The organism is Burkholderia semiarida (assembly GCF_029268935.1).
In the GTDB taxonomy this organism is placed as follows: domain Bacteria; phylum Pseudomonadota; class Gammaproteobacteria; order Burkholderiales; family Burkholderiaceae; genus Burkholderia; species Burkholderia semiarida.
Genome location: NZ_JAHLCL010000008.1, coordinates 450,921 through 467,131, shown reverse-complemented (window position 1 = coordinate 467,131; position 16,211 = coordinate 450,921). Strand labels below are relative to the sequence as shown.

Sequence of the window (16,211 nt, the reverse complement as noted above, 5' to 3'; positions counted from 1 at the left end):
TCTGTCTCTGCCGCAAGGAACTGCGGCGCTGGTGGAGGTCGTGATGCTGATCGCAAAAACGACAGTAGCGAAAATCCACATCGCAAAGCAGCAGCTCGCGATGACCGACGATGAATACCGCACGGTGCTGCGCAGCGTCGCCGGCGTCGGCTCGTCGAAAGACCTGACGCCGGAAGGCGCGCACAAGCTGCTAAAGCACTTCGAGCGCTGCGGTTTCAAGCCGAAGCGCGATGCCGGTCGCCGGCCGAATGTCGCGCGGCCGCGTGTCGCTCAAATCCGCAAGATCGAGGCGCTGCTCGCCGACGCGGGCCGGTCGTGGGATTACGTGGGCGGCATGGTGAAGCGAATCTGCAAGGTTGACGCAATCGAGTTTTGCGATGACGTGATGCTCGGCAAGCTCATCGCGGCGCTGCAATACGATGCGAAGCGGAGGTCGGCATGAAATTCGACGGTGTTGAACACCTGTTGCCGGACGTCGTGAAAACCATCGTCAAGCTGATCGGTTTGCCGACAACGGTGCGCCTGGTCGAACAGCTCGGCGGCACGACGTTCCCGGTTGCGATGCGCCGTTCGCGCCTGGGTGAAATCCGCTACGAAGCACTGGCGGAGATCGTTGGCCCGGACGCGGCCGATCAGCTTACCGCGCATTTCGGAGGCGACGTGCTGTACATACCGCGATGTGTCAAAGCTATGCGCGAGTTGATGTACCGCAGCATTCGCGCTGAGTTCGACGTGCTGACCCGCGACCACGCTGCGAATCACGCTGTCGCGCAACTCGCACTTCGCTATCAGATGGCCGATCGACATGTTTGGCGCATCCTGAAACGCGCCGACGCATCCGAACGCACCGTTCCCCAGGCGGAGCTGTTCTAGCGTTAGAATCGCGCCATGATTAAACGAAGCCCCGCCACGTGCGGGGCTTTTTGTTGCTACCCGCTGACATCGGTCGACTCGTGTCAGTGCATCGCAACATCAACAATGCGGTCATCATTCCACGAATAGAGGTATCGATGGCACGCATTGCGGCCGAGGCGGCGGGCGGACAAAACGTCGTCGCATTTCTCGACATGCTCGCTGCGAGCGAGATCGACAAATGGACGCGTCAGAACAGCGACGACGGCTATAACGTCCTGGTCGGCTCGCACGGGCCGATCACCAAGAAGAGCAGCGCAGGCGGCACTTACGTCGTCCCGGCCCGACTGCTTACGTTCCCCTCCTACGCGAAGCACCCGGGCATCTACAACGCGGAGCTGAATTCGACGGCCGCTGGCCGCTACCAGCTCCTGTCCCGTTACTACGCACCCTACGCGAAGCTGCTCAAGCTCGACGACTTCAGCCCGCTTTCCCAGGACATGATCGCGATTCAGCAGATTCGCGAACGTCGTGCGCTGCCACTGATCGTCGCCGGCCAGCTCGCTGCCGCCATCAAGGCATGTTCGAACATCTGGGCGTCGCTGCCCGGGAACGACTACGGCCAGCGTCAGAACGAACTGGCGATGCTCACGGCGGCCTACCGCGCGGCCGGCGGTGTCGTTGCGATTGCCTGATCAGGAGCGGCGATGTCACTCAGCGATCTGATCACCGGCCACGACGGCAAGCTTTCGCACGCGAAGCTCTGGCCGAACATCGCGTCGGCCGCCGCTACGGGCATGTTCATCTACCAGGGCTACCGAAATCAACTCACGTTCGATACCTGGCTGATCTATCTCGGCTGCGTCGGTGGCTACTCAGCCGTCATCCAGGCGCTCGCCGCATGGCGTGGCCGTCCCTCGAAGGAAAGCGCAAATGACGGAAGCAATCAGTAAGTACGCGAAGCTGGTCGCAGGCATCGTCGTCGCGGTGCTCATCGTGTTCGCCTTCGCGAAAACCTACCAGCACGGCTACAGCATGGCAGCCGCACGCGGCGACAAGGCGCTGGCCGACTACCGTGCGTCCGTCGAGCACACTGCCGCTTCGGCCGCGAGCGACGCATTCGGTCGATACGCGGCCGACGTGACACGTGCATCAGCCGCGGAGTCCGGCTATCTCACAGTTCAATCCGCCGTCGCACAGAGCGCGATGGCACTGAAGGAGCGAATCGACCATGTCGCGCAACCTCGTCGTAGCCCGCCGGTTCCCGGCCAGAAAAATGATGCGCCTGTCGTTGGCTGTGTGTTCAGCCGTGGCTTTGTCCGCGTGTGGAACGACGCAGCAGGCATCGCCGACGCTGGTGATTCCGACGTGCCGGCAAGCGCCGATTCCGCCGCTGCTGTTGTCGGCCCCGACGCCGATGCCGCCGCTGACTCCGGGGTATCACAAGCCGACGTCCTCGCCTGGTTCATCGACTACGCCGCGCGCACTCGAAACACCGAATCGAAACTGAAGGCGGTGAAGGCCGCACTTCCGGAACAAGAGGACCAGCAATAGATGGATGACTTTGACCACGCGAGCGACGTCGAAGAACAGTATCGCGCGCTCGCGATTGCAGCGGCAACTCGCCCCGTGCACAGCGCTGCCGAATCGGAATCGTTTTGTCAGAACGAGGCATGCGGGGAACCCATTCCCGAGGAACGGCGCCGCGCGGTTCAGGGCTGCCGCTTCTGCATTGAATGCCAGGAGCGCCGCGAGCACGTTATCAACCGGAGGTACGCGTGCAAGTGACATTCGATCCGGCCGCAATCTTTATGGGCGTCATCACACTTCTACTCGGAGCGATCAACCTCTTCGGGGGCGTTGTGATCCGCAGCGTTGTGAAGAAGATGGAGGACAACGAAAAACGAGATGCAGGAATTCTGCGCGAGTTCGCTGCATTCCGAGAGACCGTAGCACGCGATTACGTTCCTCGAACCGAGCATCGTGAAATGCGTGACGAGTTCCGCGACGGATTGACGAGAATCGATTTGAAGCTCGCCGATATCAATAACAAGCTTGACCGAAAACAGGACAAACAATGACCGAGGATGTGAAGCCGGAAGACAGCCCCGAAATGCGGATGCTGCGCAAGATCGACGCAGGGGTCGACGAACTGAAAGACCAGATGGCCAAAGTCGAGAAACGCGCGATCAAGTACGGTGCGGCCGCAGGTGCCGGCGCGGGTGCCGTGGCCGGCGGGATCGTCGCGATGGGCATCTCGTTTGCCCGCGCGAAGCTGGGGCTGTAGTCGAGATGGCCTACCCGAAGGAAGTTCGCGACAAGGTGCGTCGAGCGTTCGTGTTCGACCGTCTGTCGCTCGAAGTCGCCGCCATGAAGAGCGGCGTCAACTATTCCACGGCGCGGCGATGGAAGGATGACGCACGTGCTGCCGGTGACGATTGGGATAAAGCCCAGGCCGCGCAGTTGATGGCTGGTGGCGGGATCGAAGGTGCGGCCCGACAAATGCTCGCCGGCATGATCACGCAGTATCAAGCGACGATGGATCAGCTCGACGCCGATACCGTAATGAAACCGGCCGATAAGGTCGCCATGCTGGCCAGTCTCGCCGACGCATACAACAAGACGATCAACGCGTCGAAGCGTGTGCTTCCGGAGACGAATGAACTCGCGGTCGCGATGGGCGTCGTGCAGCGACTTGCCGCATTCGTGAAAGAGCGCTATCCGAGTCACGTTGAAGCGTTCGCAGAAATTCTCGTGCCGTTCGGTGACGAGCTGGCCACCAGCTATGGTTAAAGGAGCTTCGCATGGAAAATCAGCATCGCATGATCGCGGGATACCGCGAGCTTAGCCAAGAAGATATCGACGTGATAAACGCGATCAAATTGCAAGGTAACAACCTTGGCGAGGTGTTTGACATGCTCGAGAAAAGTCTCGAGGTAGACAAGCGTTGGCTGGAGATCGCCAAGACAGATATCCAGAAGGGCTTCAGCGCGCTGATTCGCGCAATTGCAAAGCCGACCACGTTCGTCTAATGGTCCAGAAATTCACCGAGAAAGATTTCCATAAGGAAATCGCGGAGCTGGCGTCCGAGCTGCGGCGCGACATCGAGGCCCATGCAACGGGCCTCGATCCGTCGCCGGCCGCGCGCCTGGAACGCCGCCGACGTGTGCTGGTCGACGGCGATTACCAGTTCTTCGCATACACGTACTTCCCGCATCACATTCGCGGCACGCCGTCGTTGTTCCAAGCGCACTTCTGCGGGCGATTTCCGAAGCTGCTGCGCCAGCCTGGCGGCACGCGCGAATGGTGGGTCGCGCCACGCGGCGAGGCGAAGTCGTCCATGTGCACGAAGATCGGCCCTGTCTACATCATCGTGCAGGGTCTGTTACAGCGTGAGGAAATCCGGCGTGAGGTCGGATGGACGGACGCGCTCCCCGCGTTCCTCGACTACATCATCCTGCTCGGTGCCGAAACGTCGCTGCCGACCAAGCTGCTCGAAGTGGTTAAAACGGAGCTGACCGCTAACGCGGCGCTTCAGCTCGACTTCCCGGAAGTGTGTGGAAAGAGCCCGACGTGGCGGGTCGGCGAGATCGTCACGAAGAACGGCGTCAAGGTGGAACCGTTCGGTGCCGAACAGGCGATTCGCGGCACGTTCCACGGCGCAAGCCGCCCGAAGGTGCTGATGGGCGATGACCTGATCACCGACGCCGAAGCAAAGAGTCCGACCGAGCGCCAGAACCGGTGGACGTGGCTGGAAAAGGCCATCGACTACCTCGGCCCACCGGACGGCAGCGTGAAGTACATCGGCGTCGGCACGGTGCTCGACAAGGATGACCCGATCTCCCGCGCGAAGCGCACGATCGGCCACGTCGTCCATCACTTCCGCGCGATCGCGCAGATGCCGAAGAACATGGATTTGTGGCAGCAGTGCGAAGCGCTGATGCTCAACGACGACAAGCCGGCGATCGAAGCGGCCGCGCAGCGCGGCGAGGCGGTCGCCGACACCGAGCTGCCGTCGTACCGGTTCTACCTGGAGCACCAGGCCGAGATGGACGCTGGCGCCGTTACGTCCTGGCCGTCCGTGCGCACGCTGTTCTACCTGATGCGACAGCGCGCGAAGTCGCCCCGCGCATTCGCGACGGAAATGCAGGGTGACCCGCGCACCGAAGAAGACAAGGTCTTCGGCCACATCACGTTTTGGGTGCAGCGCCTGCAATCCTGGTTGATGTTCGGCGCGTGCGACCCATCGATGGGGAAAGATCGGAAGTCGGACCCGTCCGCGATTCTGGTCGGCGGTCTCGATACCGTCAGCCGGAAGCTGCACGTCATCCATGCGGAGATCAAGCGCCGCGTTCCGTCCAAGTTGGAAGCGGACCTGATCGCCGTTCAGCGGGAGTATCGCTGCCGTGCATTCGGCTTCGAGAACAACAACGCCTACGAGTGGGCGCGGCAGGATTTGCTGAAGTCTAGCCTTCGCGCCGGTGTACCGCTTCCGCTTGTCGGCGTCACCGCGTCCATTGCGCCCGAAGTGCGGATCGACTCTCTGGAACCGTTCATCACGGATCGTATCTCGCCATCGATTCTCTTCCACGCTGCGTTGACGACGTTATTGGCCGAGCTGGACGAATGGCCGGAGCCGCAGGGACATCACCACTTCGACGGCCTGACCGCACTGCACATCCTTTGGATGATCGCGCAGTCGCGCGGCTACGGCATCACGGACGGGTACGAGCCGGTCGCGTCACGGCCTATCGAACGCGGTTCGGACCGCCCCGACGACGACTACGACTATCCGCAGTCAAGCCGGCGCGGGTTTTGAGGAAACGAAAAAATGGCACAAATTCTTGATATGTACGGACAGCCGATCCAGCGGGAGGTGCTGTCCGAGCCGCAGACGTCGAAGATCGGCTGGATCACGCGCGATTTTGCACAGCATCCGTCGCGCGGCCTGACGCCGAAGAAGCTGCACTCGATTCTGGAGGCAGCCGAGTATGGCGACCTGATGGCGCAGTCCGATCTGTTCACCGACATGGAAGAGCGTGACGCGCATCTGTTCGCCGACATGAGCAAGCGTAAGCGCGCACTGCTGACGCTCGACTGGAATATTGTTGCACCAGCTAACGCCAGCGCCCAAGAGAAGAAGCAAGCCGCGCAGTTGGAGGAATGGTTCACCGACTTCGCGAATCTCGACGACGTGCTGTTCGACCAGATGGACGCGGTCGGCCACGGCTTCTCGGCGCAGGAGATCGAGTGGCACCAGGTCGAGAAGGTGTGGCTCCCGAAGACGCTCACCCACCGGCCGCAACGATGGTTTCGCACGCCGCTGTACGACGGTAACGATTTGCGCTTGCGTGACAATTCGTCCGATGGCACGCCGCTCTGGCCGTTCGGATGGCTGGTCCACAAACACCGTGCGAAGAGCGGCTACCTGACCCGCGCCGGCCTTCATCGTGTCCTGGCGTGGCCGTACCTGTTCAAGACGTACGCCGTGTCGGACCTGGCCGAGTTCCTCGAAATCTACGGCCTGCCGCTGCGGGTCGGCAAGTATCCGCCGGGTTCGACGAAGGAAGAGAAAGCGACACTGCTGCGCGCAGTGGCCGAGATCGGCCACAACGCGGCCGGCATCATCCCGGAAGGGATGTTGATCGAATTCCAGGAAGCGGCCGACGGCACGAAAGACCCGTTCGAGGCCATGATCGACTGGTGCGAGAAGAGCGTGTCGAAGGCGATCCTCGGCGGCACGCTGACTTCGCAGGCTGACGGCAAGACGTCGACGAACGCGCTCGGCAAGACGCACAACGAAGTGCGGCGGGATCTGTTGACGTCTGACGCGCGCCAGGCGCAACGTACCCTGACGAACCTCTGCTACATGCTGTCGGCGCTGAATTTCGGCGCGTCCGATCCGCGCCGCTGCCCGCGCTTCGAGTTCGATACGCGCGATGCCGAAGACTTGGCCCTGTACGCCGACGCACTGCCGAAGCTGGTCGGTGCCGGCGTCAAGGTGCCACGCCAGTGGGCGCAGGACAAGCTCATGATCCCCGAGCCGAAGGATGGCGAGGACATCCTGTCGGTGCCGAAGCCGCAGATGGCGCTGCCGCCAGCGGAACGACCGGACGAGCTGCCGCGCACCGCGAAGATGCGCTATCGCGCCGTGCTGCGCAACGCAGCCGGCGAGATTGTCTATCCCGACCAGGACGAGCTGGACCAGACAGTCGCGGCGCTGCCGGCCGACGAGATCACGGACGCGTTGCGCGCGACAATCGGGCCGGCGATTGCCGCGCTGCGCCGAGGCGCGACCCCGGATGAAGCAATCGAGATGCTGCTCGAAGCGCAGCCCGAGATGGACGACACGGCGATGCAGGAGCTGCTCGCGCGGTGCATCTTCGTTGCCGATGTGTGGGGGCGTCTGAATGGCGGTTGATCTCGGCTACGCGATCGGCCTGGAACCGGAGAAGGCTATCGCCTACTTCGAGTCGAAAGGCTACAAGATCGGTTTCCGCTGGCAGGACGTCGCCGCCGAGGCGCATGCCAAGGCGTTCACGGTCGCGGGCGTGATGAAGGTCGACGTGCTTCAGGATATTCGCCAGGCGCTCACGACGTCGTTAAAGAAGGGCACGACGTTCGACGAGTTTAAACGGCAGCTCTCGCCGGTTCTGGAAAAGAAAGGCTGGCTCGGCCAGGGCATGATCGTCGACCAGGACACCGGCGAGATCGAAGGCAAGCGCCTGACACCCCGCCGTTTGCAGACGATCTTCCAGACGAACATGCAATCGGCCTACATGGCCGGCCGCTACGCCGCGCAGCTCGAACAGGTCGACACGCATCCGTATTGGGAGTACGTCGCCGTCCTGGACAGCCGGACGCGCCCCGCGCACCGGGCGCTGGCCGGTGCGATCTACCGATACGACGATCCGTTCTGGCACACGTTCTACCCGCCCAATGGCTACCGGTGCCGCTGCCGCGTGCGCACCCGCACGCGCGCGTATGTCGAGCAGAACGGTATTCCCGTACGCAACAGCGACGGCGACCTGGTCGAGGTCGAGATTGTCGACCGATCCGGTGCGAAGCAGCCGGCGCTCGCTTACAAAGACCCGGCCACGGGACAGAAGCTACTGCCGGACCCGGGCTTCAGCTCGAACCCGGGCGCGCAGTGGATGAAGCCGTTTACGCCGCCGCCGGCCGACAGCCTGCCGCGCACCTTTCCGTCCGGCATCGAGCTGCCGACATTGCCGACGCCGACCCCGGTGCCGGCGTCGAGCTTGTTGCCGGCTGGCCGCACGCCCGAACAGTATGCGCAGGCGTTTCTTCGGGAGTTCGGCCTGAAGCCCGGTCAATCGAAGGTCTTCGAGGATGCCACGCGTTCGGCCGTCACGATCTCAGACGATCTGTTCAAGGCTGGCGACGGGAGCTGGAAGGCGGACAAGGACGGACGCGGTGCGTATATGTCGCTGCTCGCCCGGGCGATCCAGGAACCCGACGAGATATGGCTACGGTGGGAAGAGAGCCGCGCGAAGCCCGGTACGTGGCTGCTCAAGCGGCGCTACATCAAGTCCTGGTTGATCGACGGCCAGGACGGTGCGCAGTACGGTTTGAGCGTGTTCGAGCTGGGCCAGGACAACTGGACCGGGTCGACGGCCATGATGGCGAATATCGAGCGCGGCGAGGAAGCGCGCCGTCGGTATATAGAAAAGCAGCGTGACGGCTTTCTGGCGTACCGGAAATAGAACGGCCCGCGACGCCGACTCGTCGCGGGCCACCGTGCAGTTCCTTTGGTCGCGTCAGTCGGGAGCTTGTGCGACTGCAATCGGTATATACAGAGTATAGCCCATGATCGTAGAAATCGAGATCGACGACTCCCGGTACGCGGCGACCATGGCCCGCGTGCGCGCACTGATGCAGGATGCGTCGCCCGTGACGGCGCTGATCGCCGGGCTAATGGCCGACGCCGTCGAAGAGAACTTCGCGCAACAAGGCCGGCCGAAATGGCTCGGCCTGAGTCTGAAGACCCTCAAGCGCCGCCGTGAGGAAGCCGGCACCGGCAAGATTCTGCAACGTTCGGGTCGGCTCGCATCCAGCATCACGCCGGCACACGACGCGACGACGGCCCGTGTCGGCACTAACGTTGTATACGCGGCGATTCACCAGTTCGGCGGCACGATCCAACGTCATCCCATGTCGGGCTACGTTAGATTGCGCAAGGATCGCAATGGCATGATCATGCGCCAGGCGGACCATCCGCACTTGGCCGTGTTCGCGAAGAACAGCCACAAGCGGGTCAAGATCGTGAAGTGGACCCGCAGCCAGGGCTGGACGATCAAGATTCCGGCGCGGCCGTTCTTTGCGCTGACCGAGTCCGACAATATCGGGATCGAGTCAGAGGTCACCACCTACCTGCGCCGCCTGTTTGATCAGTAACCCGCTCGCCCGATTTGAGCGGTTTTCAGGGGCCGGATAGGCGCAGATAGCCAGATGGGGGCGTGAGGGCCGTTAAACCCCCGTTAAAATCAGTCCTAGCGGCATTCACTTCCCGCCACTCCCCCCGCGCGAGTCAACCGGTGTGTTCCCAGTGACACCGGTCCCGTTATTTTTCCCCCGGCCGGTCGCCAACATGGCGGCATGGCTATCTTCTTCATCGCGGCGCTTTCCGCGCAAATCCAGTCGACCGGCACGGCACTCAAGCTGCTGCCGGCTGGCGAGTTCCGTGCACGTGACGGCCGACCGACCGAATGCGCCGCGTGGCGGCTCGACGCGGCCGGTGCGGAACGTCTGATCGCGGCGGCGAACGCCCGGCAGACCCGCTATGTGATCGATTACGAGCACCAGACGCTCAATTCGGCGAAGAACGGCCAACCCGCGCCGGCCGCCGCTTGGTTCAAGACGCTGGAATGGCGCGAAGGCGACGGCCTGTACGCGACCGACGTCCAATGGACCGCCCGCGCGTCCGCAATGATCGACGCGGACGAATACGCCTACATCTCTCCTGTGTTCGCCTTCGATAAGGCGGGCAACGTGATCGCGCTCTTCAACGCGGCACTGACCAACGACCCCGCGCTCGACTGTCTCGACGAGGTGCAGCTCACCGCTGCGTGCTCGGCAATGTCCGGCGCGATCGATCCTGCCGCGCACGCGGCGCTTTCCACTGTCCCACCTACCGAGGTTCCCAACATGAATGAACTCCTGGAACGGCTGCAATGGCTGCTGAATATGCCGGTCGGCGCGACCGCTGAAGAGATCGTCGCCCAGCTCAACAAGCTGATCGACACGTTGTCCGGCGGCGAAGGCACCGCCGCTGCCAGCGTGAACCTGCCCGTCCTGCTTGAATCGCAACGCGCGCAGATCGCGACGCTGTCGGCCAACCAGGTCGACCCGGCGCGCTTCGTGCCGATTTCGGTGATGACCGACCTGCGCGCGCAGCTCGACGCGGCCAACGCAAAGCTCACCGGCAACGAAGTCGAGGAACTGGTGACGGCCGCTCTGAAAAACGGCCGGCTGCTGCCAGCTCAGGAGAGCTGGGCGCGCGACCTCGGCAAGAGCAACGTCGCCGCGCTGAAACAGTTCGTCGCGACCGCACAGCCGATTCAGGCGCTCGGCGGCACGCAGACCGGCGGCAATCCGCCGGCCGGCGACCAATCCGGCGCACCCGCGCTCGCCGAAGCAGACCTCGCTGTGTGTAAAGCGCTCGGCCTCGACCCGGCGACGTACAAGACGTCGCAGCCGACCGCCTGACGGTAGCGCGGCAACTCGTTTCACTTCCATCAGCAACGCGTTTTCACTTCCACCAGGAGATTCACATGGCTGCATTGACCGCCGACCGCGACACCGTTGCCCGGGCCGGCCTGCTGTTCAGCTACCCGGCCAAGGGCGGTGTGCTGTTCTTCACCGGCGCGATCGCCGCGATCGATACGGCGACCGGCCTCGCGACCAAAGGCGCTGAATCCACCACGCTCAAGGGCGCCGGCATCGTCCAAGAGCAGATCGACAACACGGCCGGCGCAGACGGTGCCGCGAACGTGACGATCCGGCGCGGCCAGTGGCGTGTCGCCAATTCGGCCGGCGCGGACCAGCTCACGCTGAAGGACGTCGGCATGCCCGCGTACATCGTCGACGATCAGACCGTCGCGAAAACGGACGGCGGTGGCAAGCGTTCGGTCGCCGGCACCATGGTTGACATCGACCCGGCCGGCGTCTGGATCGCGTTTTAACGCGGCCCCGTCACACCTCCCGACCACTCCATAAGGAAAGCACATGGAAATCAATCGCGCCAATTTGCGCGCAGTGTTCACCGGCTTCAACACGGTATTCCAGCAAGCCTTCGATGGTGCGTCATCCGACTGGCAAAAGGTCGCCATGCCCGTGCCGTCGACCACGTCGCAGGAAGTCTATCCGTGGCTCGGCCAGACGACGCGCTTCCGTGAATGGATCGGCGATCGCGTTCTTCAGAACCTGACGTCCCACGATTTTGCGATCAAGAACAAATCGTTCGAGAACACGGTCAGTGTCGAGCGCACGACAATCGAAGACGACACCTACGGCGTTTACAAGCCGGCGATCGCGCAGCTCGGCCTCGACGCGAAGCAGCATCCGGACGAGCTGGTGTTCGGCTTACTCAAGCAAGGCTCGACGAAGACCTGCTACGACGGCCAATACTTCTTCGATACCGATCACCCGGTGCTGCAGGAAAACGGCCAGGTCGGTTCGGTCTCGAACTTCCAGGCCGGTGCAGGCCCCACCTGGTATCTGCTCGATATGACGCGCGTCGTGAAGCCGATCATCCTGCAGCAGCGCAAGCCGTACAACTTCGTTGCAATGGATCAGGAAACCGACGAAGTCGTGTTCTCGGAGAACAAGCTCCGCTACGGCGTTGACGCACGTTGCAACGTGGGCTTCGCGCTCTGGCAACTCGCGTATGCGTCGCAGGCCGAGCTGACCGAGGACAGCTACGAGGCCGCCCGCCAAGCGATGACCGGCATGAAGGGCGACAACGGCCGCCCGCTTGGCATCCGTCCATCGCTGTTGGTCGTGCCGCCGATGTACGAAGGACGCGGCCGGAAGATCCTGAACGCCGACGCGAACAACTACGGCGCGACCAACATCTGGAAGGGTTCGGCCGATCTGCTGGCAACGCCCTGGCTGGCATAACGGGATAACGCCCCGCGAGAAACGGCCGCGCGACGCCGATAAGCGCGGAGGAAGAACGTCCCGGAGCTGCGGCGCAATGGCGGGCTCCGGTTGGGTTCGAATTCACAGGAGAGGTTCATGAGCAAGAAACATCCGGCGATCAAGGTGGCGTCGGCGAAGGAAGGGTTTCGCCGCGCTGGCCATGTGTTCGGGATCGTGCCGAAAACGATCGCGCTGGCTGCGCTTCATCCGAACGCACACGCCGCAATCGTCGCCGACAAGTCCCTGGTCGTGGTCGACACGGCGATCCAGCTCAGCGACGAAGACGCGGCGGCGCTCCCGCACCACGACGCCCCGCACGTGACGGCGGCGCTGGCGAACGCCGACACGCTGACGCTCGATGTGAGCGAAGACGATGCGAAGCGCGCATTGGCGCTCGCCGACATCGAAGCGGAACTGAATCAGCGCGAAGCGTCGATCAAGTTGCGCGAGGCCGATCTGAAGGCCGCTGAAACCGAGTTCGAAGCGGCGGAAGCGGACCTGAAGCGCCGCGTCGCCGAGTTCGACGAGCGCGTCGCCGGCCTGGTCGCGCGCGAGAACGATCTGACCGCCCGTGAACAGGCGTTCGAAGCCGCTCAGGCTGCCGCAGCATCGGGCAAGTCGGCGGCGACCAAGGCTCGGAGCTAATCAGGCATGTACGCCACCGTCGAATTTCTGGTGGGCCGGTTCGGACAGCGCGAGGCAATCTCGCTGTCCGACCGCGATCGCACCGGCGACGTGAATGCGCTCGTGCTTGCCGATGCGCTCGACGAAGCATCCGCCGAGATCGATACGTATCTGGCCGGCCGCTACGCGCTGCCGCTCGATCCGCAACCGAAGATGCTTGCGGGCGTGTGCTGTGACATCGCGCGTTATCGCCTCTGCGGCGGCGAGACCGTCATGACAGACGAGATCGACAAGCGCTACAAGGCGGCGATCGCATTCCTGAAGCTCGTCGCATCGGGTGACGTCACGCTCGGCTCGACGACGACGGGATCGGTCCCGCAACCCGACAACTCTGTCCAGTTCGTGACGGGCACGCGTGTGTTCTCTCGCGACAACCGATAACGCCATGCCCTACGTCCCGATCGTGACCGCCGTCGAGCTCGGCATCGTTGACCGCCTGACGCGCGGCCTCGGCAAGATGGTCACCGAGGTCAAAACCTATGGCGGCGAGTTCGACGATGAAGAGCTGGACACCGTCGTTCGGCGCTTCCCGGCCGCGTGGGTGACGTTCGGCGGTGTGAAGCGCACCGATCCCGTTGCGACGAGTCGTTCGAAGTGGAAGGCCGAGGCGACGTTCGTCGTGATGGTGGGCGCGCGCAGCGTGCGCAACGAGGAAACGAGCCGGCACGGCGGGCCGGCACACGTCGAGGTCGGTACGAACCTGCTGATCTCGGCCGTGCGGCATCTGTTGAACCAGCAGGACATGGGCCTGCCGATCCGACATTTGCAACCCGGTGCGATTCGCACGCTGTTCAACACGAAGGTCCGCAGCGACGCGATGTCCGTCTATGCGCTGGAATTCCACACCGCATGGGTCGAAGACACGTTGTTCGTCGGCGCGTTTCCGCAAGGCAGCGTCGAAGGGCCGCTCGGAGAAGTGTTCGAGCAGTACGACGGCCAGCTCGATCCGCCGACGCCGGACTGGAAGTCGACGCTGCTGCGCTACTACCTGCAACCCGGCACTGATCGGCCGGCTGACGCTGTCGATCGCATTGAGATGAAGGAGCAACCATGAAAGTGAAAGCCCGATCCGGGCTGCGTGTCCCGAAGGAACACGCATCGCGCCAGTACATCACGGACGCTGAAGCCGTCGATGTGCCGGACACCGCGTATTACCAGCGTCGCGTCGCCGAGGGTGACCTGATCGAAGAAAACCGGCCGGCCGCGGAGTCGAGCGCCGACGTCGCACCGAGTCCGGCAGTCGACTCGGGTGCCAAAAAGGCCGCGAAAGGAGCCTAACCGATGGCAAGCAAAAACATCTCGTTCGATACGATCCCGTCGGGTATCCGCAAGCCGGGCAAGTATTTCGAATTCAACACGAAGCTCGCCGTGCGCACGCTGCCGGCGAACGACCAGACTGTGCTTATCATCGGCCAGCGTACCGCTGACGGCACTGTGCCGGCACTGAAGCCAGTCGACGTGTTTTCCGGCGACCAGGCGGCACTGTACTTTGGCGCAGGGTCGCTCGCGCACATCGCGGCCGTCGCTGCGATCACGGCGTACAAGTACGTGAGCCTGACGGTCATCGCGGTCGACGACGCTGTTGCGGGGCAGCCAGCAAAGGGGACAATCGAATTCACGGGACCGGCGACTGCCGACGGTGCGTTCGCCCTGTTCATTGCCAATGCGCGGGTCGATATCGCTGTGTACGCGGACGACACCGAAACGACGATCGCCACGCGCCTCAAGGATCAGATCGCGCAGAAGACCGCATTGCCCGTCACGGCCGACTCGGTCAACGGCAAGGTCACGCTGACGGCGAAGAACAAGGGGGTGTTTGGCAACGATATCGTCCTGTCGCAGCTCAACCAGGCGGCCGGCGTCAAAGCAACGATTACCGCACTCTCCGGTGGGTTGAACGATCCCGACATCGCCCCTGCGCTCGCGGCCGTATACGGCGCGAAGTACAACCTGTATGCGACGTGCTGGCCGACGTTGGAGTCGATGACGAAGTTGCGCACGCACTTGGACAGCATCTCGGGCGCGCTCGAACAACGTCCCGCTGTCGGCGTCGCTGGCACGCCCGCGACTCTGTCTACCGCTACTACGCTCGCCGGTGATCTCAACGGGGGGCGGATCACGATCGGTTGGCATCCGGGCTCGGTATGCATGCCGGCCGAGATCGCAGCCGAATATGCAGCCGTCCTTTCCAGCGAGACCGACCCGGCACGCCCGCTGAATACGCTCGCGCTGCTCGGCCTCGATGTGACGCCGATCCCGTCGCAACCGGGACGCACCGAACAGGAGAAAGCACTGCATAACGGCGTGACGCCCTTCGAGATCGGCCCCGGCAACGTTGTGCAGATCGTCCGTGCGATCACGACGTACACGAAGGATGCGCAGGGCATCGACGATCCGGCGCTGCTCGACGTGACGACGATCCGCACGCTGGACTACGTTCGCAAGGCGTGTCAGCAACGGATTGCGCTTCGCTTCCCGCGCGAGAAGCTGTCGGAGAAGACGCCGCCGAAGGTGCGTAGCGAGCTGCTCGACGTGCTGTACAAGCTGGAAGAGCTGGAAATCATCGAAAACGTCGAGGCGAACAAGGACAAGCTGATCGTCGAACGCGATCTGCAGGACGTCAACCAGCTCAATGCCGCGATCCCGTGCGACGTCGTGAACGGGCTGCACGTCTTCGCTGGCCGGATCGACCTGATCCTGTAACACCCATCGAAACACTATAGGAGCCAGCTATGGCATTGGAAGAATACGTCGGCGCGATCGTGCTCGAAGTCGACGGCCAGGAGGCCGAGGTCGTGACCTTCTCGGTGACGTCGAAAACTGGCAAGAAGCCGGTCAAGACGATGAACCGTACCGGTCGCGTCAAGGGCTTCGCGCGCGGCGTCGAGGAACATGAACTGAAGGTGACCGTCGTGATCCCGCTCGGCGGCGATGAGATCGACTGGTGGAACATGGAAGGCGGCAAGCTGACCCAGTTCCCCGTCTCGCCGGGCGGCCAGCGCGTGAGCTATTACGACTGCGTCACGCTGGACATGGGCGACCAGTACAGCGTGGAAAACGAGGCGCGCCGCGACCTCACCATCTTCTCGACTCGACGGGTGAATGAATGAGCATCAACACCGAAAAAGGTTCGCTGGAATACGGCGTCGAATATCCGCCGGGCAGCGGCGAACTGCACTACGACTTCGAGATTCGCCTCGGCACCATCGGCGAGAACATCGAGGTCTACGAACAGCCGGAAATCATTGGCGGTGGCGTGTCGAACATGCGCGTGAACGTCGCAATGCTCGCGCGCTGTCTCGTCTCGCTCGGCGCGATCCCGAAGGAAGCCATCACTGACGAGCTGCTCATGACGGCCGTCGACAGCGACTACGACGTGATGATGAAGGCGCAGGACGATCTTAAAAAAAAGCGACAGCGGCCGAAGCCGGCCGCCGAAACTACCGGCTCGCCGGAATCGTCCTCGCCGAATACGGCGTCAGCGAAGAACGGTTCCGGAGCCTGACCGAGCCGGA

The 16,211-nt window shown here is 63.0% G+C and carries 24 protein-coding genes; all 24 read left to right on the top strand.

Annotated elements, in window-relative coordinates; genetic code table 11:
* Window positions 1-43: 43 nt before the first annotated feature.
* The 24 genes from KPB06_RS25360 to KPB06_RS25245 all read left to right on the top strand — a co-directional run bounded on the left by KPB06_RS25360 (window position 44) and on the right by KPB06_RS25245 (window position 16,201).
* Window positions 44-442 carry a gp16 family protein gene (locus KPB06_RS25360; protein WP_275920543.1) on the top strand — a complete coding sequence of 133 codons (399 nt, stop codon included), beginning with the start codon at window positions 44-46 and terminating at the stop codon, window positions 440-442.
* Window positions 439-873, top strand: a complete 435-nt coding sequence (locus KPB06_RS25355; protein WP_011884342.1) for a Mor transcription activator family protein — start codon at window positions 439-441, stop codon at window positions 871-873. The genes KPB06_RS25360 and KPB06_RS25355 overlap by 4 nt, the downstream gene beginning before the upstream one ends.
* 137 nt (window positions 874-1,010) lie before the next feature.
* Entirely contained in the window at window positions 1,011-1,547 is a 537-nt protein-coding gene (locus KPB06_RS25350) for a glycoside hydrolase family 24 protein (protein WP_011884341.1), read from the top strand.
* A gap of 12 nt (window positions 1,548-1,559) precedes the next feature.
* Window positions 1,560-1,805, top strand: a complete 246-nt coding sequence (locus tag KPB06_RS25345) for a hypothetical protein (RefSeq protein ID WP_275920542.1) — start codon at window positions 1,560-1,562, stop codon at window positions 1,803-1,805.
* Window positions 1,786-2,406, top strand: a complete 621-nt coding sequence (locus tag KPB06_RS25340; protein ID WP_275920541.1) for a hypothetical protein — start codon at window positions 1,786-1,788, stop codon at window positions 2,404-2,406. The genes KPB06_RS25345 and KPB06_RS25340 overlap by 20 nt, the downstream gene beginning before the upstream one ends.
* A complete protein-coding gene (locus KPB06_RS25335) occupies window positions 2,407-2,640 on the top strand; it encodes a TraR/DksA C4-type zinc finger protein (RefSeq protein WP_275920540.1) in 234 nt (77 codons plus the stop codon). It begins immediately after the preceding gene.
* Window positions 2,631-2,933 carry a hypothetical protein gene (locus tag KPB06_RS25330; RefSeq protein WP_275920539.1) on the top strand — a complete coding sequence of 101 codons (303 nt, stop codon included), beginning with the start codon at window positions 2,631-2,633 and terminating at the stop codon, window positions 2,931-2,933. The genes KPB06_RS25335 and KPB06_RS25330 overlap by 10 nt, the downstream gene beginning before the upstream one ends.
* The gene (locus KPB06_RS25325; protein WP_217264852.1) at window positions 2,930-3,139 is read left to right on the top strand and encodes a hypothetical protein; all 210 of its coding nucleotides are present in this window, start codon (window positions 2,930-2,932) and stop codon (window positions 3,137-3,139) included. Before KPB06_RS25330 ends, KPB06_RS25325 begins: the two co-directional genes overlap by 4 nt.
* A gap of 5 nt (window positions 3,140-3,144) precedes the next feature.
* Window positions 3,145-3,645 carry a DUF1804 family protein gene (locus KPB06_RS25320; protein ID WP_212178737.1) on the top strand — a complete coding sequence of 167 codons (501 nt, stop codon included), beginning with the start codon at window positions 3,145-3,147 and terminating at the stop codon, window positions 3,643-3,645.
* Between the two features lie 11 nt (window positions 3,646-3,656).
* Window positions 3,657-3,884, top strand: coding sequence for an Acb2/Tad1 domain-containing protein (locus tag KPB06_RS25315; protein ID WP_275920538.1), 228 nt, complete (start codon window positions 3,657-3,659; stop codon window positions 3,882-3,884).
* Window positions 3,884-5,671 (top strand): hypothetical protein, encoded by a 1,788-nt coding sequence (locus tag KPB06_RS25310; RefSeq protein WP_275920537.1) that lies wholly within the window; start codon window positions 3,884-3,886, stop codon window positions 5,669-5,671. The genes KPB06_RS25315 and KPB06_RS25310 overlap by 1 nt, the downstream gene beginning before the upstream one ends.
* A gap of 57 nt (window positions 5,672-5,728) precedes the next feature.
* Window positions 5,729-7,273, top strand: a complete 1,545-nt coding sequence (locus KPB06_RS25305) for a DUF935 domain-containing protein (RefSeq protein ID WP_275920536.1) — start codon at window positions 5,729-5,731, stop codon at window positions 7,271-7,273.
* Window positions 7,263-8,576 carry a PBECR2 nuclease fold domain-containing protein gene (locus KPB06_RS25300; RefSeq protein ID WP_275920535.1) on the top strand — a complete coding sequence of 438 codons (1,314 nt, stop codon included), beginning with the start codon at window positions 7,263-7,265 and terminating at the stop codon, window positions 8,574-8,576. The genes KPB06_RS25305 and KPB06_RS25300 overlap by 11 nt, the downstream gene beginning before the upstream one ends.
* Before the next feature lie 103 nt (window positions 8,577-8,679).
* Window positions 8,680-9,267 (top strand): phage virion morphogenesis protein, encoded by a 588-nt coding sequence (locus tag KPB06_RS25295; RefSeq protein ID WP_275920534.1) that lies wholly within the window; start codon window positions 8,680-8,682, stop codon window positions 9,265-9,267.
* Between the two features lie 201 nt (window positions 9,268-9,468).
* On the top strand, window positions 9,469-10,578 hold the full coding sequence (locus tag KPB06_RS25290) for a phage protease (protein ID WP_226212169.1): 1,110 nt from the start codon (window positions 9,469-9,471) through the stop codon (window positions 10,576-10,578).
* Between the two features lie 65 nt (window positions 10,579-10,643).
* Complete coding sequence (locus KPB06_RS25285; protein WP_275920533.1) at window positions 10,644-11,054, top strand: hypothetical protein; 411 nt, start codon at window positions 10,644-10,646, stop codon at window positions 11,052-11,054.
* Window positions 11,055-11,097: 43 nt separating this feature from the next.
* The gene (locus KPB06_RS25280) at window positions 11,098-11,991 is read left to right on the top strand and encodes a Mu-like prophage major head subunit gpT family protein (protein WP_275920532.1); all 894 of its coding nucleotides are present in this window, start codon (window positions 11,098-11,100) and stop codon (window positions 11,989-11,991) included.
* Between the two features lie 117 nt (window positions 11,992-12,108).
* Window positions 12,109-12,657: a hypothetical protein gene (locus tag KPB06_RS25275; RefSeq protein ID WP_275920531.1), complete on the top strand. Its 549-nt coding sequence runs from the start codon at window positions 12,109-12,111 to the stop codon at window positions 12,655-12,657.
* A 6-nt stretch (window positions 12,658-12,663) separates the two neighbouring features.
* Window positions 12,664-13,077, top strand: coding sequence for a gp436 family protein (locus tag KPB06_RS25270; RefSeq protein ID WP_275920530.1), 414 nt, complete (start codon window positions 12,664-12,666; stop codon window positions 13,075-13,077).
* A gap of 4 nt (window positions 13,078-13,081) precedes the next feature.
* Window positions 13,082-13,750: a DUF1834 family protein gene (locus KPB06_RS25265; RefSeq protein ID WP_275920529.1), complete on the top strand. Its 669-nt coding sequence runs from the start codon at window positions 13,082-13,084 to the stop codon at window positions 13,748-13,750.
* Window positions 13,747-13,974, top strand: coding sequence for a DUF2635 domain-containing protein (locus tag KPB06_RS25260; protein WP_275920528.1), 228 nt, complete (start codon window positions 13,747-13,749; stop codon window positions 13,972-13,974). Before KPB06_RS25265 ends, KPB06_RS25260 begins: the two co-directional genes overlap by 4 nt.
* 90 nt (window positions 13,975-14,064) lie before the next feature.
* Complete coding sequence (locus tag KPB06_RS25255) at window positions 14,065-15,399, top strand: phage tail sheath C-terminal domain-containing protein (protein ID WP_275920527.1); 1,335 nt, start codon at window positions 14,065-14,067, stop codon at window positions 15,397-15,399.
* A 29-nt stretch (window positions 15,400-15,428) separates the two neighbouring features.
* Window positions 15,429-15,806 (top strand): hypothetical protein, encoded by a 378-nt coding sequence (locus KPB06_RS25250; protein WP_011884322.1) that lies wholly within the window; start codon window positions 15,429-15,431, stop codon window positions 15,804-15,806.
* Complete coding sequence (locus KPB06_RS25245) at window positions 15,803-16,201, top strand: hypothetical protein (RefSeq protein ID WP_275920526.1); 399 nt, start codon at window positions 15,803-15,805, stop codon at window positions 16,199-16,201. The genes KPB06_RS25250 and KPB06_RS25245 overlap by 4 nt, the downstream gene beginning before the upstream one ends.
* Window positions 16,202-16,211: the final 10 nt, after the last annotated feature.

Bases quoted from the DNA above. Each gene is read 5' to 3' on its own strand.
- KPB06_RS25360 (WP_275920543.1), top strand. From the start codon at position 44: ATGCTGATCGCAAAAACGACAGTAGCGAAAATCCACATCGCAAAGCAG.
- KPB06_RS25355 (WP_011884342.1), top strand. From the start codon at position 439: ATGAAATTCGACGGTGTTGAACACCTGTTGCCGGACGTCGTGAAAACC.
- KPB06_RS25350 (WP_011884341.1), top strand. From the start codon at position 1,011: ATGGCACGCATTGCGGCCGAGGCGGCGGGCGGACAAAACGTCGTCGCA.
- KPB06_RS25345 (WP_275920542.1), top strand. From the start codon at position 1,560: ATGTCACTCAGCGATCTGATCACCGGCCACGACGGCAAGCTTTCGCAC.
- KPB06_RS25340 (WP_275920541.1), top strand. From the start codon at position 1,786: ATGACGGAAGCAATCAGTAAGTACGCGAAGCTGGTCGCAGGCATCGTC.
- KPB06_RS25335 (WP_275920540.1), top strand. From the start codon at position 2,407: ATGGATGACTTTGACCACGCGAGCGACGTCGAAGAACAGTATCGCGCG.
- KPB06_RS25325 (WP_217264852.1), top strand. From the start codon at position 2,930: ATGACCGAGGATGTGAAGCCGGAAGACAGCCCCGAAATGCGGATGCTG.
- KPB06_RS25320 (WP_212178737.1), top strand. From the start codon at position 3,145: ATGGCCTACCCGAAGGAAGTTCGCGACAAGGTGCGTCGAGCGTTCGTG.
- KPB06_RS25315 (WP_275920538.1), top strand. From the start codon at position 3,657: ATGGAAAATCAGCATCGCATGATCGCGGGATACCGCGAGCTTAGCCAA.
- KPB06_RS25310 (WP_275920537.1), top strand. From the start codon at position 3,884: ATGGTCCAGAAATTCACCGAGAAAGATTTCCATAAGGAAATCGCGGAG.
- KPB06_RS25300 (WP_275920535.1), top strand. From the start codon at position 7,263: ATGGCGGTTGATCTCGGCTACGCGATCGGCCTGGAACCGGAGAAGGCT.
- KPB06_RS25295 (WP_275920534.1), top strand. From the start codon at position 8,680: ATGATCGTAGAAATCGAGATCGACGACTCCCGGTACGCGGCGACCATG.
- KPB06_RS25290 (WP_226212169.1), top strand. From the start codon at position 9,469: ATGGCTATCTTCTTCATCGCGGCGCTTTCCGCGCAAATCCAGTCGACC.
- KPB06_RS25285 (WP_275920533.1), top strand. From the start codon at position 10,644: ATGGCTGCATTGACCGCCGACCGCGACACCGTTGCCCGGGCCGGCCTG.
- KPB06_RS25280 (WP_275920532.1), top strand. From the start codon at position 11,098: ATGGAAATCAATCGCGCCAATTTGCGCGCAGTGTTCACCGGCTTCAAC.
- KPB06_RS25275 (WP_275920531.1), top strand. From the start codon at position 12,109: ATGAGCAAGAAACATCCGGCGATCAAGGTGGCGTCGGCGAAGGAAGGG.
- KPB06_RS25270 (WP_275920530.1), top strand. From the start codon at position 12,664: ATGTACGCCACCGTCGAATTTCTGGTGGGCCGGTTCGGACAGCGCGAG.
- KPB06_RS25265 (WP_275920529.1), top strand. From the start codon at position 13,082: ATGCCCTACGTCCCGATCGTGACCGCCGTCGAGCTCGGCATCGTTGAC.
- KPB06_RS25260 (WP_275920528.1), top strand. From the start codon at position 13,747: ATGAAAGTGAAAGCCCGATCCGGGCTGCGTGTCCCGAAGGAACACGCA.
- KPB06_RS25250 (WP_011884322.1), top strand. From the start codon at position 15,429: ATGGCATTGGAAGAATACGTCGGCGCGATCGTGCTCGAAGTCGACGGC.
- KPB06_RS25245 (WP_275920526.1), top strand. From the start codon at position 15,803: ATGAGCATCAACACCGAAAAAGGTTCGCTGGAATACGGCGTCGAATAT.